Origin of the sequence: Sorangium sp. So ce726, assembly GCF_051521405.1 — a bacterium.
Classification (GTDB): Bacteria; Myxococcota_A; Polyangia; order Polyangiales; family Polyangiaceae; genus Sorangium.
Genome location: NZ_CP150349.1, coordinates 981,253 through 999,546 on the forward strand (window position 1 = coordinate 981,253; position 18,294 = coordinate 999,546).

Annotated in this window: 12 protein-coding genes; 7 read left to right on the forward strand and 5 right to left on the reverse strand. The window is 70.1% G+C overall.

Annotated elements, in window-relative coordinates:
* The first annotated feature begins 8 nt into the window (after positions 1 to 8).
* The 5 genes from WME79_RS03650 to WME79_RS03670 all read left to right on the forward strand — a co-directional run bounded on the left by WME79_RS03650 (position 9) and on the right by WME79_RS03670 (position 11,612).
* Positions 9 to 3,932 carry an ATP-binding protein gene (locus tag WME79_RS03650; protein WP_437531931.1) on the forward strand — a complete coding sequence of 1,308 codons (3,924 nt, stop codon included), beginning with the start codon at positions 9 to 11 and terminating at the stop codon, positions 3,930 to 3,932.
* 143 nt (positions 3,933 to 4,075) lie between these two features.
* A complete protein-coding gene (locus WME79_RS03655; protein WP_437531934.1) occupies positions 4,076 to 4,786 on the forward strand; it encodes a hypothetical protein in 711 nt (236 codons plus the stop codon).
* Between the two features lie 305 nt (positions 4,787 to 5,091).
* Positions 5,092 to 9,036 (forward strand): ATP-binding protein, encoded by a 3,945-nt coding sequence (locus WME79_RS03660; RefSeq protein ID WP_437531937.1) that lies wholly within the window; start codon positions 5,092 to 5,094, stop codon positions 9,034 to 9,036.
* Between the two features lie 99 nt (positions 9,037 to 9,135).
* On the forward strand, positions 9,136 to 10,173 hold the full coding sequence (locus WME79_RS03665) for an aldo/keto reductase (protein WP_437531939.1): 1,038 nt from the start codon (positions 9,136 to 9,138) through the stop codon (positions 10,171 to 10,173).
* A gap of 137 nt (positions 10,174 to 10,310) precedes the next feature.
* Positions 10,311 to 11,612 (forward strand): aminotransferase class V-fold PLP-dependent enzyme, encoded by a 1,302-nt coding sequence (locus tag WME79_RS03670; RefSeq protein ID WP_437531942.1) that lies wholly within the window; start codon positions 10,311 to 10,313, stop codon positions 11,610 to 11,612.
* Between the two features lie 54 nt (positions 11,613 to 11,666).
* Here WME79_RS03670 and WME79_RS03675 read toward each other — a convergent pair whose 3' ends face one another.
* Complete coding sequence (locus tag WME79_RS03675; RefSeq protein ID WP_437531945.1) at positions 11,667 to 12,143, reverse strand: VOC family protein; 477 nt, start codon at positions 12,141 to 12,143, stop codon at positions 11,667 to 11,669.
* Between the two features lie 302 nt (positions 12,144 to 12,445).
* On the opposite strand from WME79_RS03675, the gene WME79_RS03680 reads away from it, so the two are divergent.
* Positions 12,446 to 12,898: a hypothetical protein gene (locus tag WME79_RS03680; protein WP_437531947.1), complete on the forward strand. Its 453-nt coding sequence runs from the start codon at positions 12,446 to 12,448 to the stop codon at positions 12,896 to 12,898.
* A gap of 124 nt (positions 12,899 to 13,022) precedes the next feature.
* Here the strand turns inward: WME79_RS03680 and WME79_RS03685 are convergent, their stop codons facing one another.
* The 4 genes from WME79_RS03685 to WME79_RS03700 form a co-directional block, all read right to left on the reverse strand.
* On the reverse strand, positions 13,023 to 14,606 hold the full coding sequence (locus tag WME79_RS03685) for a hypothetical protein (RefSeq protein WP_437531950.1): 1,584 nt from the start codon (positions 14,604 to 14,606) through the stop codon (positions 13,023 to 13,025).
* 150 nt (positions 14,607 to 14,756) lie between these two features.
* A complete protein-coding gene (locus tag WME79_RS03690; RefSeq protein ID WP_437531953.1) occupies positions 14,757 to 15,998 on the reverse strand; it encodes a cytochrome P450 in 1,242 nt (413 codons plus the stop codon).
* A 168-nt stretch (positions 15,999 to 16,166) separates the two neighbouring features.
* Complete coding sequence (locus WME79_RS03695) at positions 16,167 to 16,751, reverse strand: protoglobin domain-containing protein (protein WP_437531955.1); 585 nt, start codon at positions 16,749 to 16,751, stop codon at positions 16,167 to 16,169.
* Between the two features lie 432 nt (positions 16,752 to 17,183).
* The gene (locus WME79_RS03700) at positions 17,184 to 17,843 is read right to left on the reverse strand and encodes a MarR family winged helix-turn-helix transcriptional regulator (protein WP_437531958.1); all 660 of its coding nucleotides are present in this window, start codon (positions 17,841 to 17,843) and stop codon (positions 17,184 to 17,186) included.
* Between the two features lie 200 nt (positions 17,844 to 18,043).
* Here WME79_RS03700 and WME79_RS03705 point away from each other — a divergent pair, with 200 nt between their 5' ends.
* Positions 18,044 to 18,265: a hypothetical protein gene (locus tag WME79_RS03705; RefSeq protein WP_437531960.1), complete on the forward strand. Its 222-nt coding sequence runs from the start codon at positions 18,044 to 18,046 to the stop codon at positions 18,263 to 18,265.
* Positions 18,266 to 18,294: the final 29 nt, after the last annotated feature.

The following is an 18,294-nucleotide window of genomic DNA, read 5'->3' on the forward strand; positions in this document are numbered from 1 at the left end:
GGCGGTGCATGCGGCCAGCCGGCATACGGAAGAAATCTTCAGTTGTCGCCGAGCCCTCGCTCGATGGTGGCGCCCTGGACGCGAGCGCCGAGGCCTGCCTCGCCGGGGGCGGCGAGATGGGCGCGCTGATGCGCTCGATCGACTGGGCGAAGACGAAGCTCGGCCCCGTCGCGACATGGCCGATAAGCCTCAGGACCGTGGTCGGCCTCGTGCTCGGCAATCGGTTTCCCATGATCATGTTGGTCGGGCCGGAGCTTCTGCAGATCTACAACGATGCCTATCGGCCCATCCTGGGCATGAAGCACCCTGCGTCGATGGGCGCCCCGGCGGCCGAGGTCTGGGCCGAGGTCTGGGACGTCGTCGGCCCGATGGCGCTGGGCGTGCTCGACGGGGGACCCGCGACGTGGAGCGAGCACCTCCTGCTCCCGGTGCAGAGGCGAGGCTTCGTCGAGGAGACGTACTTCACGCTCTCCTTCAGCCCGATACCCAGCGACGCCGGGCGGGTCGCCGGCGTCCTCATCACGGTGAAGGAGACCACAGAGCAAGTGCTCGACGCGCGCCAGCTCCACATGCTGCGCGATCTCGCGACGCGCTCTGCCCACGCGAAGTCTGCCGAGGAGGCGTGCTCGACAGCCGCGGAGATCTTCGCGGCGAACGACGCCGACCTGCCGTTCTCGCTGCTCTACCTCCTGGACGGCGACCCGGGCGACGCGCGCCTCGTCGGCGCGAGCGGGCTCGACGGGTACCAGGGAGCGGCGAAGCCGGCGCGCGTCTCCCTCCAGGATCGAGGCGACGAGGGCTCGGCCTGGCCGCTCGCGGAGGCGGCGCGCGCCTCTGGCGAGCTCCTCGTGAGCGATCTCGCGGCCCGCTTTGGCGCCTTGCCCGTCGGCCGCTGGGGGAGCGCGCCGGAGCAGGCGATCGTCCTGCCCCTCTCGCGGCCGGGCCAACCTCGTCCGTATGGCTTCCTCGTCGGCGGCGTCAGCCCGCATCGCCTGCTCGACGAGCCGTATCGCGGGCTGTTTCAGCTGATCACCGATCAGGTGGTGACCGCCATCGCGAACGCGCGCGCCTACGAGGAAGAGCGCAGGCGCGCCGAGGAGCTCGCCGCGATCGACAGCGCGAAGACGCTGTTCTTCAGCAACGTCAGCCACGAGTTCCGGACGCCGCTGACGCTGATGCTCGGCCCCATGGAAGACGCGCTCGCGTCGCCGGAGCGCGCGCTGGCTGGCGAGCACCTTTCGCTCGCTCACCGCAACGCGCTGCGCCTGCTCAAGCTGGTCAACGCGCTGCTCGACTTCTCCCGCCTCGAGATGGGCCGCGCGCAGGCGTCCTACGATCCAACGGACCTCGCTGGCCTCACCGCCGATCTCGCGAGCGCGTTCCGCTCCGCGATCGAGCGGGCGGGGCTCGCGTTCAAGGTGGACTGCCCGAAGCTCCCGGAGCCCGTCTTCGTCGACAGGGACATGTGGGAGAAGATCGTGCTGAACCTGCTGTCCAACGCCCTGAAGTTCACGTTCGACGGCGAGATCCTCCTGTTGCTCCGCGCGCGCGGGGACGACGTCGAGCTCGTGGTGCGCGACACGGGCACCGGCATCCCCGAGCACGAGCTGCCGCACCTCTTCGAGCGCTTCCACCGCGTCCAGGGGGCGCGCGCGCGCACGCACGAGGGCTCCGGGATCGGGCTCGCGCTTGTGCATGAGCTGGTGCGGCTGCACGGCGGCAGCATCCGGGTGGAGAGCCGTCCGGGCGAGGGGACCGCGTTCACGATCGCGATCCCGCGCGGGTCCGCGCACCTCCCGGCGGAGCGCATCCGCGCCGAGAAGACGCTCTCGTCGACGGCGACCGGCGCCGCGCCCTACGTCGAGGAGGCGCTGCGGTGGCAGCTCGCCGCGGATGCGCCGGCCCTGGCGCTCGCTTCGGCCGATCGTGTCGAGTCCGACCACCTCTCGGTCCCGTTCGACCCGAGCGCGCGCATCCTCCTCGCCGACGACAACGCCGACATGCGCATGTACGTGCGGCGCATCCTCGATGAGCGGTGGACCGTCGAGGCCGTGAGCGACGGCGCCGCTGCGCTCGAGGTCGTCCGGCGGTCGCCGCCGGATCTCGTCATCGCCGACGTGATGATGCCGGGCCTCGACGGCTTCGGCCTGCTCCGGGCGCTGCGCGCCGATCCGGCGACGCAGGGCGTGCCGGTGATCATGCTCTCGGCGCGCGCGGGCGAGGAGTCCCGCGTCGAGGGGCTGGCGGCCGGCGCCGACGATTACCTCGTGAAGCCGTTTTCCGCGCGCGAGCTCGTGGCTCGCGTCGCGACCCACCTCCAGCTCGCAGAGCACCGGCGGGCCGCGGAGCGGGAGCGCGAGAGGATGTACGCGGTGTTCGAGCAGGCGCCCGTCGGGATCACCGTCTACCGTGGCCCCGAACACGTCATCGAGATGGCGAACCCGCACTTCGTGGCCATGGTGGGCCATCGCGACGTGACCGGACGCACGTTGGCGCAGGCCTTCCCGGAGATCGTCGGCTCGCCGCTCCTCGAGGTCTACGACCGGGTCTACGCGACAGGCGAGCCGTTCGTCACCCACGACTACCGGTTCGACCTCGATCGCGGCGACGGCGTGCGGGAAGAGTTGTACTGGAGCTTCAACCTGCACCCCATGTGTGAGCCGGACGGTGTCGTCGTCCGGATCCTGGTCGTCGCGCTCGACGTCACCGAGTATGTGCAGGCGCGAAAGACGCTCGAGGTGGCGGCGCGGGAGCGCGAGGAGCTGCTGCGCTGCGCGGAGGACGCGCGGCGCGACGCGGAGCGGGCGAACCGCGCGAAGGACGAGTTTCTGGCGATGCTCGGGCACGAGCTGCGGAACCCGCTCGCCCCGATCGTCACCGCGCTCCACCTGATGCGCCTCCGCGCCGGAGGGCACGCCGAGCGCGAGCGGCTCGTCATCGAGCGCCAGATCAAGCACCTGACGGCGCTCGTCGACGACCTGCTCGACGTCTCCCGGATCACGCGGGGCAAGATCGAGCTGAAGAAGCAGCGGATCGAGATAGCGGAGGTCGTGTCCAAGGCGGTCGAGCTGGTGAGCCCGCTGCTCGAGCAGCGCCGGCACCACCTCACGGTCGCGGTCCCCTCGAGCGGCCTGGCCGTGGACGGCGACGTCACGCGGCTCGCCCAGGTGATCTCGAACCTGCTCACGAACGCAGCGAAGTACACCGAGAGCGGCGGCAAGATCGCCGTCCGGGCCGAGCGCGCTGAGGGCGAGGTCGTCCTCTCGGTGCGCGACAATGGCATCGGCATCGCCCCCGAGATGCTGGCGAGCGTCTTCGAGCGCTTCGTGCAGGAGCGCCAGGCGCTGGATCGATCTCAGGGTGGCCTGGGCCTGGGCCTCGCCATCGTGCACAACCTCATCGCGATGCATGGCGGCCGCGTGAGCGCGCACAGCGAGGGCCGCGGGCGCGGGAGCGAGTTCACCATCCGGCTGCCGGCCGCGGCGAACGCGCGCTCGCCCGAGGCTGCGCCGGCGCGCCCGCCGGCCGGGATGCAGGGGACTCCACCTCTCGCCGATCGGCGTCGCATCCTGCTGGTGGACGACAACCTCGATGCGGTCGAGCTCCTGGCCGAGTCGCTGGGCGCCCTGGGGTACACGACGCGCGTCGCCTACGACGGCCCGTCCGCGCTCCGGATCGCGGAAGAGTTCGCGCCCGACGTGGCGCTGCTCGACATCGGGCTACCGGTGATGGACGGCTACGAGCTCGCGCGGCGCCTCCGCGAGCAGCCGGCGGGTGAGCGCGTTCGCCTGATCGCGATCACCGGTTACGGACAGCAGGGGGATTTCCGGCGCTCGGAGGGGGCAGGGTTCGAGACGCACCTCGTCAAGCCCATCCAGATCGATCGATTGTCGGCGCTCCTCGAGGAGCCTCCGGCCTGCAGGGCCGAGTGATCCACGTCAGGCTCGTCCCGCTGGAGTTCGGCGAGGGCTCATGCACGACACGACGTGACCGCGCCCGGAGCGCTTGGGCGACGCGCGCCGCGGCGAGACCAAGGCAGCTTCTGACGGGAGAAGGAACAATGGATACGCAACGCATGCGAATTGCGAGGGTGGGTGTTCTGGTCGTAGGATTCGCCGCGACCGCGGGATGCACGCTGATCTCGGGGGTAGGAACGCTCGAGTTCAACGGGGAGGCTGCTGGAGGAGCTGGCGGAAGCGGTGACGCCGGTGGCGGCGGCGCCGGAGCGGGAGGCGGCGAGGTGGGCGGCGCCGGGGGCGGCGGAGGCGAAGCGGGAGGCGGTGAGGCGGGCGGCGCGGGCGGCGGCGCAATGGGCGGCGACGTGATGATCCAGGAGTGCGTGCCCGGCGAAGGGGTTGCCGTGGGCGCCCGCGTCTGGGGTGACGCGTGGCTCAACGGGTTCGTTCTTCATTGCGCTGACTTTCAGAGCGACGGTCACACGGGGGACGGGTACGATGCCGGCCCCGTGGCCGGCAGCATGGCGGGCTCGCACGTCTCCAAGTTCTGCGATTACCCCAAGAACGTCGTGGCGTTCAGGTATACATACGACGCGGAGCATGTGTACCAGGTCCAGTTTGGTTGCTCGACGCCTGAGGTATGGAAATCGTCAACGCCCAGCGTCGAACAATGGCTCGATCCCATCGGCGGGACGACGGCTGGTCCGCAAGAGTACGGAGAGCAATGTGAGGTGGGCTCCGCCTATAGCTACTTCACGCTCAACGTCAGCGAAGATGGTCAATCCATACGAAGCTTCGAAGAGCCTCGCTACTGCTTGGGAATGCCCTGAGCCCTCGCAAGGCCGTCTCCGGAGGCGCTGCTCCTCGGCGAGGTGATTCTCCTCTGCGAGGCGGCAGCGGTCGGGGACCCCTGCGCCGCGGGAGGCGAGCTCCAGGTCTTCGGGCGCAGGCTTCGCCGTTCGCCCCGCCCCTCTCAGGCGATCACGCTCTGCCGTACAGCGCCGCCGCGCCGTCCCTGGAGGCCGCGGCGCTCGCCCGTGTCCTCGCCGCCGGGCGGCTCAAGGCCTGAGGCGCCTGAGCCGTGCGCGCGTGTCCCGGTGGCAAAAGCCGTGGATTTCATCCACCATGGCGGTGCATGCGGCCAGCCGGCATACGGAAGCAATCTTCAGATGTCGTCGAGCCCTCGCCCGATGGCGGCGCCCTGGACGCGAGCGCCGAGGCCTGCCTCGCCGGGGGCGGCGAGATGGGCGCGCTGATGCGCTCGATCGACTGGGCGAAGACGAAGCTCGGCCCCGTCGCGACATGGCCGATAAGCCTGAAGACCGTCGTCGACCTCGTGCTGGGCAATCGGTTCCCCATGCTCGCGCTGCTCGGGCCGGAAATGCTGCACATTTACAATGATGGCTATCGGCCCATCCTGGGCATGAAACACCCTGCGTCGATGTGCGCCCCGGCGGTCGAGGTCTGGGCCGAGATCTGGGACGTCATCGGCCCGATGGCGCAGAGCGTGCTCGACGGGGGGCCCGCGACGTGGAGCGAGCACCTCATGCTCCCCATGAACCGGCGAGGCTTCGTCGAGGAGGCGTACTTCACGTTCTCCTACAGCCCGATACCCGGCAACAACCAGCGGGTCGCCGGCGTCCTCGTCACGGTGCAGGAGACCACGGAGCAAGTGCTCGACGCGCGCCAGCTCCGCATGCTGCGCGATCTCGCGACGCGCTCCGCCGAGGCGAAGTCGGCCGAGGAGGCGTGCGGCACAGCCGTGGAGATCTTCGCGGCGAACGACGCCGACCTGCCGTTTTCGCTGCTCTACCTTCTGGACAGCGATACGGGCGACGCGCGCCTCGTCGGCGCGAGCGGGCTCGACGGATACGAGGGAGCGGCGAAGCCGGCGCGCATCTCCCTCCACGATCGAGGCGACGAGGCCTCGACCTGGCCGCTCGCGGAGGCGGCGCGCGCCTCTGGCGAGCTCCTCGTTTGCGATCTCGCGGCCCGCTTTGGCGCCTTGTCCGGCGGCCGCTGGGGCAGCGCGCCGGAGCAGGCGATCGTCCTGCGCCTCTCGCGGCCGGGACAACCTCGCCCGTATGGCTTCCTCGTCGGCGGCGTCAGCCCGCGCCGCCTGCTCGACGAGTCGTATCGCGGGCTATTCCGGCTGATCACCGATCAGGTGGTGACCGCCATCGCGAACGCGCGTGCCTACGAGGAAGAGCGCAGGCGCGCCGAGGAGCTCGCCGCGATCGACAGCGCGAAGACGCTGTTCTTCAGCAACGTGAGCCACGAGTTCCGGACGCCGCTGACGCTGATGCTCGGCCCCATGGAGGACGCGCTCGCGTCGCCGGAGCGCGCGCTGGCCGGCGAGCACCTTTCGCTCGCCTACCGCAACGCGCTGCGCCTGCTCAAGCTGGTCAACGCGCTGCTCGACTTCTCCCGCCTCGAGATGGGCCGCGCTCAGGCGTCCTACGAGCCGACGGACCTCGCCGGCTTCACCGCCGATCTCGCGAGCGCGTTCCGCGCCGCGAGCGAGCGAGCCGGGCTCGCGTTCAAGGTGGACTGCCCGAAGCTCCCGGAGCCGGTCTTTGTCGACAGGGACATGTGGGAGAAGATCGTGCTGAACCTGCTGTCCAACGCCCTGAAGTTCACCTTCGAGGGCGAGATCCTCCTGTCGCTTTGCTTGCGCGAGGACGACGTCGAGCTCGTGGTGCGCGACACGGGCACCGGCATCCCCGAGCACGAGCTGCCGCACCTCTTCGAGCGCTTCCACCGCGTCCAGGGGGCGCGCGCGCGCACGCACGAGGGCTCCGGGATCGGGCTCGCGCTTGTGCATGAGCTGGTGCGGCTGCATGGCGGCAGCATCCAGGCGGAGAGCCGCCTGGGCGAGGGGACCGCGTTCACGATCACGATCCCGCGCGGGTTCGCGCACCTCCCGGCAGAGCGCATCCATGCCGAGAAGACGCTCGCGTCGACTGCGACCGGCGCCGCGCCCTACGTCGAGGAGGCGCTGCGGTGGCAGCTCGTCGCGGATGCGCCAGCCGACGGGATCGCCTCGGGCGAGCGCGTCGAGCCCGACCACGTCGCGGCCCAGCTCGACCCGAGCGCGCGCATCCTCCTCGCCGATGACAACGCCGACATGCGCATGTACGTGCGGCGCATCCTCGACGAGCGGTGGACCGTCGAGGCCGTGAGCGACGGCGCCGCCGCGCTCGAGATCGCCCGGCGGTCGCCGCCGGATCTCGTCGTCGCCGACGTGATGATGCCGGGCCTCGACGGCTTCGGCCTGCTCCGGGCGCTGCGCGCCGATCCGGTGACGCAGGGCGTGCCGGTGATCATGCTCTCGGCGCGCGCGGGCGAGGAGTCCCGCGTCGAGGGGCTGGCGGCCGGCGCCGACGATTACCTCGTGAAGCCGTTTTCCGCGCGCGAGCTCGTGGCTCGCGTCGCGACCCACCTCCAGCTCGCAGAGCACCGGCGGGCCGCGGAGCGGGAGCGCGAGAAGATGTACGCGGTGTTCGAGCAGGCGCCCGTCGGGATCACCGTCTACCGTGGCCCCGAGCACGTCATCGAGATGGCGAACCCACACTTCGTGGCCATGGTGGGTCATCGCGACGTGATCGGACGCACGTTGGCGCAGGCCTTCCCGGAGATCGTCGGCTCGCCGCTCCTCGAGGTCTTCGACCGGGTCTACGCGACGGGCGAGCCGTTCGTCACCCACGGCTACCGTTTCGACCTCGATCGCGGGCGCGGCGCGCTGGAAGAATCGTACTGGAGCTTCAACCTGCACCCCATGCGCGAGCCGGGCGCTTCCCTCGTCCGGATCCTGGTCATCTCGCTCGACGTCACCGAGTATGTGCAGGCGCGAAAGACGCTCGAGGCGGTGGCGCAGGAGCGCGAGGAGCTGCTGCGCCGCGCGGAGGACGCGCGGCGCGACGCGGAGCGGGCGAACCGCGCGAAGGACGAGTTCCTGGCGATGCTCGGCCATGAGCTGCGGAACCCGCTCGCCCCGATCGTCACGGCGCTCCACCTGATGCGCCTCCGCGCCGGAGGGCACGCCGAGCGCGAGCGGCTCGTCATCGAGCGCCAGATCAAGCACCTGACGACGCTCGTCGACGACCTGCTCGACGTCTCCCGGATCACGCGGGGCAAGGTCGAGCTGAAGAAGCAGCGGATCGAGATCGCGGAGGTCGTGGCCAAGGCGGTCGAGCTGGTGAGCCCGCTGCTCGAGCAGCGCCGGCACCACCTCACGGTCGCGGTCCCCTCGAGCGGCCTGGCCGTGGACGGCGACGTCATGAGGCTGGCCCAGGTGGTCTCGAACCTGCTCACGAACGCAGCGAAGTACACCGAGAGCGGCGGCGAGATCGCCGTCCGGGCCGAGCGCACGGAGGGCGAGGTCGTCCTCTCGGTGCGCGACAATGGCATCGGCATCGCCCCCGAGATGCTGGCGAGCGTCTTCGAGCGCTTCGTGCAGGAGCGCCAGGCGCTGGATCGATCCCAGGGCGGCCTGGGCCTGGGCCTCGCCATCGTGCACAACCTCATCGCGATGCACGGCGGCCGCGTGAGCGCGCACAGCGAGGGCCGCGGGCGCGGGAGCGAGTTCACCGTCCGACTACCGGCCGCGGCGAACCTGCGCTCGCCCGAGGCCGCGCCGGCGCGCCCGCCGGCCGGGATGCAGGGGACTCCGGCTCCCGCCGACCGGCGTCGCATCCTGCTGGTGGACGACAACCTCGATGCGGTCGAGCTCCTGGCCGAGTCGCTGAGCGCCCTGGGGCACACGACGCGCGTCGCCTCCGACGGCCCGTCCGCGCTCCGGATCGCGGAGGAGTTCGCGCCCGACGTCGCGCTGCTCGACATCGGGCTACCGGTGATGGACGGCTACGAGCTCGCGCGGCGCCTCCGCGAGCAGCCGGCGGGTGAGCGCGTTCGCCTGATCGCGATCACCGGTTATGGGCAGGAGGCGGATTTCCGGCGCTCGGAAGGGGCAGGGTTCGAGACGCACCTCGTCAAGCCCATCCAGATCGAGCGATTGACGTCGCTCCTCGAGGAGCCTCTGGCCAGCAAGCGCTGCTTCCAGCCACCCGAGCGCGTTTGAGCCGGAAGACGTGTTTGTCCGTTATGAAAGATAGTTTGTCCGCTATAGTGGACGTTGGCCCGGCCTCGTGGTACTGGAGGTCCAACGGACGGGACAGCGATGCACTACCGACAGCTTGGTGACAGTGAGCTCCGGGTCTCGGAGCTCTGCCTTGGGACGATGACGTTCGGCGAGCAGAACACGCTCGAGGACGCCAGAGCGCAGCTCGACTACGCGTTTGACGCGGGCATCAACTTCGTCGATGCGGCCGAGATGTACCCCGTGCCGACCCGCGCCGAGACGCAGGGGCGCACGGAGAGCTACGTGGGCGAGTGGCTGAGCCAGCGGCCGCGCGACAAGGTGATCGTCGCGACGAAGATCGCGGGGCCGGGCCGCCCGATCCCGTGGGTGCGCGGCGGCTCCCTCGCGATCAACCGCGCCAACGTCCGGCGCGCCGTCGAGGACAGCCTGCGGCGCCTCAGGACCGATACCATCGATCTCTACCAGATCCACTGGCCCGATCGGTACGTGCCGCAGTTCGGCGCGAGCGCCTACGATCCGGCGAACGAGCGCTCGAGCACGCCGATCGCCGAGCAGCTCGCGGCGCTCGCGGAGGTGATCCGCGACGGCAAGGTCCGGTATTTCGGGCTCAGCAACGAGACCGCCTGGGGGGTGGCGCAGTGGAGCCGCGTCGCGGCGCAGCTCGGGCTCCCCAGGCCGGTGTCGATCCAGAACGCCTACAGCCTCGTCAACCGCACGTTCGACTCCGCGCTCGCGGAGGCCTCGCGCCGGGAAGACGTGCCGCTGCTCGCCTATAGCCCGCTCGCGTTCGGCCTGCTCACGGGCAAGCACCTTGGCGGGCCGCCGCCGGGCTCGCGCTTCGCCCGGTTCGAGTCCTTCGGCCAGCGCTACAGGAAGCCCAACGTGGACGAGGCGGTGCGGGCCTACGTCAAGCTCGCGCGCGCCCACGGCCTGAGCCCGGCGTCGCTCGCGCTCGCCTTCGTGCGCAGCCGATGGTTCGTGGCGAGCACCATCCTCGGGGCGACCACGCTCGAGCAGCTCGAGGAGAACGTGAAGAGCGCAGGCGTGGTGCTCGGCGCGGACGTGCTCGCCGAGATCGAGCAGATCCACGCCCGGATCCCGAACCCGGCGCCCTGATCTCGCCGGCCCCGGCGGCGCCGCTCGCCCGGGGCGGCGCGATTCGACCTCTCTGTTCGCGGGAGCGCGGCGCTCCCGGCCGAGCGATGCTGCGGCGCCGGCGGGCAGCCGCCGCGCCGGCACGGAGGGGGGATCAGATGACGACGAAGCTACCCAGGCGGAGCCTGCTCGCAGGCCTGCTGGTGATGGGCGCCGCGGGCTGTGCGGGCTCGGGGGCGATGGCGACCGCGAGCGCTCGCCGGAAGGCGCGGGCCGATCCATGGCAGAGCGTCCGCGACGAGTTCAATCTGTCGCCGGCGTGGATCCACATGACGGGCTTCCTGCTCGCCTCGCACCCGCGGCCTGTCCGCGAGGCGATCGAGCGGCTGCGGAGGGAGCTCGACGAGAACCCGGTGGACGCGCTCCACGCGCACGAGGATCTGGCGCCCGTGCGGGAGGCGGCCGCGGCGTACATGGGCGTCGGGGCCGAGGAGATCGCGCTGACGGACAGCACCACGATGGGGCTCGCGTCGCTGTACCTCGGCCTTCCGCTCAAAGCCGGCGACGAGGTGCTCACGACGGCGCACGATCACTATTCCACGCACGAGTCGCTCCGGCTCGCCGCGGAGCGGACCGGCGCGGTGGTGCGGAAGATCGCGCTCTATGCGAGGGGCAGCGCCGCGACGGCGACGGAGATGGCGGGGGCGATCGAAAAGGCGCTCACCCCGGCCACGCGGGTCGTGGCGATCACGTGGGTCCACTCGAGCTCGGGCGTGAAGACGCCGGTGCGCGCCATCGCCGAGGTCGTCGCCAGGGCGAACCAGGGCCGGGCGCCGGGGGAGCGCGTCGTCTGCTGTGTGGACGGCGTGCACGGCCTCGGGGTCGAGGACGCCACGATGGCCGATCTCGGCTGCGACTTCTTCGCCGCGGGCTGTCACAAATGGATGTTCGGGCCGCGGGGCACCGGCGTGCTCTGGGGCAGGCGCGAGCTCTGGCCGGCGCTGCGCCCGAGCATCCCGTCCTTCGGAAAGGCTGCATACGAAGCCTGGCTCCGGGAGCAGCAGCCGCCGCCCACGACCGCGGACATGATGTCTCCCGGAGGGTTCCACTCCTTCGAGCACCGGTGGGCGCTGCCCGCGGCGTTCGCGTTCCACCGGGGCATCGGCAAGGCCAGGGTCGCGGCCCGGATCCACGCCTTGAACCGGCAGTGCAAGGAAGGGCTCAAGGGGATGGGCCACGTCACCTTGCACACGCCGCTCGACGACGCGCTCTCTGCGGGGATGGTGTGCTTCGAGGTGGCGGGGATGACGCCGGAGGCCGCCGTGGGGAGGCTCCGCGAGAGGAAGATCATCGCGTCGACGTCGCCGTACGCGACCGCGTATGTCCGCGTCGCGCCGAGCCTGCTCAACTCCGAGGCGGACGTCGAGGCGGTGCTGCGCGCGATCCGTGCGCTGGCGTGAGGGGCGCGGTCCGACGAGCCCTGGCCGGATCTCGGGCGGGCGGGACGAGGGCGCCTATCGGGCGGCCTCCTCGATTCGCGCGATGTCGATCTTCTTCATCTGCATCATCGCCTGCATGACCCGCCCCGCCTTGGCCGGATCCGGGTGCTGGATGAGCCGGATCAAGGCGGACGGGACGATCTGCCAGCACACGCCAAACTTGTCCCCGAGCCACCCGCATTGATTCTCGGCGCCCCCGTCGGCCGTGAGCTTGCTCCAGAGCTCGTCGACCTCCTCCTGCGTCTCGCAGGTGACGACGAGCGAGAACGTCTCGTTGAACTTCTGGCGGGCGCCGTTCAGGGCCATGAGCCGCTGGCCGTTCAGCTCGAACTCGGCCATCACGAGCGAGCCCTTGGGCCCCGGACCCGCGTCTCCCGAGCGGAGCTCCGAGAGGATCCGTGAGTCCTTGAAGATGGACAGGTAGTACTTCACCGCCTCCTCCGCGTTGTTGCTGAACCAGAGGCACGTCTTGATCTTCTGCGTGGTGGTCATGATCGGGGCTCCTGGCCGGGGTCGGTCCCGGCGGTGAGGTGAGGGCGGCGCGGTCACCGCGACTGCGCTTTGCCTGGATGTCGGAGCACGGCGCGCCTGCTCGACATGGGGCCGACGATTTTTTTATTTTCGGCCCGGCGGGGCGGCCGGGCTCCGGATCGCCGGGGCGGCCGAGGGGGGCGGGGTGGTAGGCCGCCGGGCGGCCGCCGTGGTCCGCCGGCCGCCGCTCCGGGGCGGCCCTGGGCGAGGTTGAGCTCGCGGGCCGGGTGGAACGTCGTGGCGATCCGTGAGAGAGCACGCGCATGAGACACATCCTCGATGGGTCGATGGGCGTCATCCTGGCCGCGGGGCTCTGCGGCGCTGCGTGCAGGGCGTCCGCGCACGAGCCTCCCGGCACGAACGCGCCTCCCGGCGCGAACGCGCTTCCCAGCGCGAACGCGCCTCCCGGCACGAACGCGCCCGCGCCTCCCGGCACGAACCCGCCCCCGGCGGAAGAGCCCGCCGCGCCGCCGGCAGCCGCCCCGATGGGCGAGCGGATCGTCGTGGGCAGCGATCCGTGCAAGAGCGACGCGGACTGTGTGCCCGTGTGCGCGTGTCACGCGGCCGCGTGCATCGCGAAGGCCACCGCGCCGCTATGTGATCGAGGCCTGATGTGCACGCAGGAGTGCCGGGCCGGAACGATGGATTGCGGCGGCGGCTGCCTCTGCCAGGGCGGCCGGTGCGCGGCCCGCCTGATCAACGTGCCCCCGCCCTGAGCCCCCCCTGCGTGCGCCGGCCTGCGGATGAGCGCGTAAAAGCTCTTAGAACCCGGCTGAAGGCTCACAAGGACCGTGGACGCCTGGACTCAGAGGGTCGTGGAGCGGGCGCCCAGCTCCGTCCTCAGTATTTGTAAACATCGGCGAAGATCGAGCGACGCATGAGGTCGTTCATCGTCGTCTCGCGCACCCACGCGGCGATCCCGGTCCCGCTCGGGCCGAAGCCCACCGTCGGCTCCCAGTGCTCGGCGGCGTTGTCGTCCTCCAGCGCGTGGGCCTCCGTCCATCCCTGCGCGGGCGAGAGCTCGCTGGCAAAGATCGACCGGAGGGCGGCGGCTTTCTGGGTCCACACGGCGAGCCCGCGCCCGGCCCCATCCACGGCGATCTCGGGACCGCTCACGCTATCTTCGTCGGCCGAGAGCTTGTCGGCTGGCTGGAACGTCGCCCCCGAGAAGCGCCGCGCCCAGATCGCGCAGCCGGCGCCGCACTGACGGAACACCACGCCCCCGTCACCCTCCGCGTTCATCGTGACGGCATACTCACTCGCTCGTTGGCCCGCGGTATCCACGCCGGTCGCTCCGGCCCACACGCCCCCTGAATAGGAATTCGCGATCACGTGCGACACCGAGGAGGTCGAGTCGCGCTGGAGGAAGACGACCATCGCGTTCCCGTTGCCGTCCATCACGACGCGTGGGCTCAAGTGGTCGAGCGTGTCGTCCGCTTCCAGCGGCTTCGGGCCTTCCGCGCTGCCCTTGTGCGTCGTCAGATCGTAGGTAACCACGTTACCCAGCACGTTGAGACGCCCGTTGCCGTCCGACTGGTACCACGCGGCCACCGCGCGCAGCGTCGTGCCCACGGTCGAGACGCCGACAGCCGTGCCGTTGCAGCTGGTCGTGCTCCCCGACACCTTCACCGGTGTTTGCCAGCCCTGCCCGCCCTCGTAAATGGCCAGGTATCCTTCACGCGCCGAGGTGTCGACGGTGTTCACGTCGATCCCCACGGCGATATGGCCGGCGGGGGTCATCGCGACCGTCGTCGAATGCTTCGAGATCCCCGAGGTGCCCTCGTCGATCGTCTCGACTGTGCCCCACCCGGCGGGCCATCCGAGCGGCGCCGTGAACCGCTTGCCGAACACGCCGCCGCCCACCGAGGCCGAATACCAGACGACCACCCCGTTGCCATTGGCGTCGATGGCAACCCTGGCGTTCACGCCTCTCGTGGCCGCGTCGTTGACCTGCAGCAGCGGGTCCCAGCTGTCGCTCTTCTTGACATAGCGGCGCGCCCAGACGGTGTCCTGATCATAAAACACGAGCAGCGCGTCGCCGTTGGCCGAGACCGCGACCTGCGGAAGGAAATTCGAGATCTGATTGGCGAGATCGTCATGGCCGATGCGCTCGAACGTATCCCAGTGGGGCGGGGGAGCTTCGCCCCCGGTCCCGTCACCCCCGGCCCCGTCGCCGCCCGCCCCGTCGCCGCCTGCCGCGCCGCTACTCGCTCCGTCGCCTCCGGTCCCGTCGCCGCCTGTCGCGCTGCCGACGCTGCCCGCATGACCGCCGCTTCCGCCGCTGCCCACGTCGTTGGAGCTCGACGACGACTCGAATGTTCTCACCTTCTGACCGCAGGCCGCGACGAGGAGGAGCCCCAGAATGAAACCCAGCTTGGGCCTGGCGCCCGAGCGTCCGCCATGTCCGAATTTTTCGCGCATCATGCGCGAGGATGAGATCTGAACGCCTCGGAGATGTCAATCCCCGACCGCGCGACCTGTCCCGGCTTGACGGGAACCATTCAACCTCTCCGCCACCGCGGCAGGATAGGGCAGCAGCGCGCCCACGACCTCACCTGCGTTCCCGTACGTTCCTCACGCGCTCGATCCCTGATCGTTGACGTCCCAGGCGACATCGAGGGACACGGGGCCTCGGAACATGGTGACTTGCCGGAACTGCACCGGCCGATCGCTCGCGAGGCGGAGGCCTGGCAAGCGCTGCGTGAGCGCGGAGAGCGCCACGCGCCCCTGGAGCCGCGCGAGGGGCGCGCCGAGACAGAAGTGCACACCGCGGCCAAACCCGAGGTGCTCGCCGCCGTCGGGGCGCCCGGGCTCGAACCTCGAAGGGGCTTCAACGACGGCCTCATCGTGGTTGGCAGAGCCCAGGAGCACGAAGACCCGCGCGCCCTTGGGGATCGTGACGTCTCCGATCGTCACGTCGACGTTGGCGACACGGGTCGTCCCGGGGACCGGGCAGTCCCGGCGGAGCGTCTCCTCCACGACGGCGGCGGCGAGGGACGGATCGCGCACGAGCGCCGCGAGCTTGTCAGGGTGCAGGAGCAAGAGATGCACCGCGTTGCCGAGCAAGTCCGTTGTGGTCTTGTGGCCCGCGAACACGAACGCGGTCGCATAACTGACGGCCTTGGCCATGTCGAGCTGACCGCTCGGGTCCGTGGCCGCCTGGACGAGGACGGTGAGGAGGTCGTCGGCAGGCGCGCTCTGCCGCGCGGAGAGGAGCCCCGCGAGGTGATGCTGCATGGTGACGAAGCTCTCGGCCGCTTTCACCCACGCGTCGGTCGGCAGTTGACCGCTCATGAGCAGGCGAGCCGCGTCATCTGCCCATTGACCGAACCTGCCGGCGTCGGCAGGCGAGACACCCAGGATGCCCGCGATGACCGCCACAGGCAGCGGGCCGCAGAAGCGCGCCATGAGATCTGCCCGACCCTCCGCCTCGAACGAGGCCACCAGCTGGTTCGCCAGCGTCGAGATGGCGCCCTCCATGGAGGCGATTCGCTCGGCGCTGAAGGCGGCGTTCATCTTCCGCCGGACCGAGGTGTGCTCCGGTGGGTCGAGGTGGATGATGGAGGTGGTCCGCGGGAACCCCCTTCGCAGGACGGCCACGACCTCGGGCGGCGGCTCCTTGACGCTCATCGTGGTGAGCCGCGACGAGAATCGGTCCGTGTCGCGGAGGATGGCGGCGACATCCGCCTGTCGAGCGGCCACCCACATGCCCATCTCCTCGCTGAAGAAGATCGGCTCCTCCGCGCGCGCCTGCGCGTAGTGCGGATACGGGTCCTGCTGCATTTCCGGCGAGAAAAACGGGAAGGCACGGGCCATAGCTCACCCCTGAGCGAGGAAGTCCAGCCCCTGTCTACCACACCAGCGGGCAGGCGATGGGGTGCTGGTCCACAGACCCCATCCGGACGGTGCCCGACGCGCAGAGGGGTTCCGGGCGCCTCGATGCGCCGGGCAGAGCACGCAAAGCGGCGCAGGGCGGCCAGCGCGTCAGAAGTCCCCCTCCTTCACGTAGGGGTAGCTCCACAGCGTCACCTGCAGCAGGCAGGATTTGACCCACGCCGCGTGCATCTTCTCGACCTCCTCGGCGGAGTGGCCCTTCTTGGCGAGGAACGGCTTCAGGGTGAGCGTCACCGGGAAGATGAGCGCGAAGAGGTTGCGAAACGGCACCAGGTCGGTCGACGGCGCCCCGTCCGTCGTGTTTTTCTTGATGCGGTGGTGGCGGAGGCCGATCTCGTGCTGGTAGTCGAGCCACTTCTGGTCGTACTCCGCGCGCGCCGTGTCGAGGATCCACTGGCCGAAGCGCTTGCGGACCCCACCGAGGTAGTCGCCGAGCGGCTTGCCGTCCGCCTTGCCGGTGAAGGACGCGAGGAGGTGCGGGTTCGCGCCGACGAAGCCGTACCAGACATCGAGGATCGGCTCGATCTGATCCTTCACGACGTCGTGCGAGAGGCGCAGGTACTTCACGTCCTCTTCCGCGAAGAGGGCGCTCTTCTTCATGTCCTCGAAGTCGGCTGGCAGAACCGGGGACTTCGCGACGGCGCCTGTTCCATACGTGTATCCATGGATGGTCATGATCGTTCACTCCTTCTGCGGGCAATACCCCGCGCTCACCCCGAGCGACGTGCTCGGGGCGTTGAAACGGTCGTCGCGACGGCGACTGGCCGGTAGGTTGTTCGCCCGAAGCTCGGCCTCGATTCCTCATGGCAGGGCCGGCGCGTGTGCCGGCAGCGCTCCGCGGTCGCGGGAGCGCAGGCCCGGAGCGAGGAGCCAGAGACAGGCCTCGGGAAAGCTATCGCAGGTAGAGCGGTGCTCTGGAGCACCGCTCACGTTGATCAACCGAGAAATGAGCCGCCAAGACGCCAAGGCGCCAGAAAATCACAAGGATCTTGGCGTCTTCTGGCGTCTTGGCGGTTTTTTTGTCCACTGATCCGGAGCAACCTCCCGCAGCGGCTCCAGCCGCCTGCATGGCGGCTGAGCCCGTATCCCGCGAGGATGAGCACCCCTCTAGTCAGGCTGGACGAAGCGCCTCCACGCGTCTTCGCGCTGCTGCCCTTCAGCCTGCTCGTGTTCGCCGCAATCGATCCTCAGGTGTCGCCCCGCCATCGGCGCGTCGACGAAAGCACAGTGGTGGGGCAGCGCCCCTTCATGCGCGTTCGGCCGGAAGTACTTGCAGGTGACGCACATGCGGCTCACCGGGATATGCCCGCTGATCTGCAAGGAACGGATGATCTTCACGACCCCAGCCAGGAACGCCTCCTGCTCCACTACCGAGAGCGCGCCAACCGCGGACACGATGGCGTCGGGCAACGTCGTTACCTTCTGCGCGAGCGCGCGCCCGTGCGGCGTGAGCTCGATCAGGCTCGCTCGCGGGTGGCGCGGGTCGGGGCGCTTGACGACAGCTCCCTTGTCCACGAGCGTTCGGACCGAATCGCTGATGGTCGCCAGGGTGACGCCCAGGCGATGCGAGAGCTCGCTCCCGCTGAGCGGCCCCTCGAGCGAGAGGGTCGCGACGATCTGCCCCTGCGTGGGCGACAGGCCCTCGTGGTTCGCCTGCTCCCACGCCTGCAGCTTCATGGCGAGCCCCAGCTTTCGAAGCCCTACCGCGATGCGCCGATCGATCGGCTCGGAGTTCTCCTCGAAGAAGAGCGGGAGCGAGCGACCCATGACCCTCATTTAACTTAGGAGTCCTAAGTTGTCAAGGGAGGCCGGCGGCGTTCGGCGCCGGGTCGCCGCGGAACGGGCGAACGCTCGCCCAGCGCGAGGTCGAAGGCCACGGCTGCCGAGCCGGACCCATCGCCATTTCGATTCTGGTGCTTCCCATGGGTCCAGGTTGGCGCTATCTCCACGGGTGAAAGGACATTCTCTTGAGCGCGAGAGCACAGACGAACCTCCGCCGCGCCTTGCCCGTCGTGCTGGCGCTGCTCTGCGGCGCTTGCAGCAAGGAGCTGGGCGATGGGCCCTGGGCGGGCGCGGCGGGCGGTCCGACCCACCCGACGGGCTCGACGCGCGCCGGCGCGGCCCTCCAACCACCTTCCGCGGAGCCGGCCGCGGTGCAGCGGGTCCAGCAGCTCTCGCGCTTGCCCTAGCGAGCTGAGACACGCAGCGCCGGCCACCA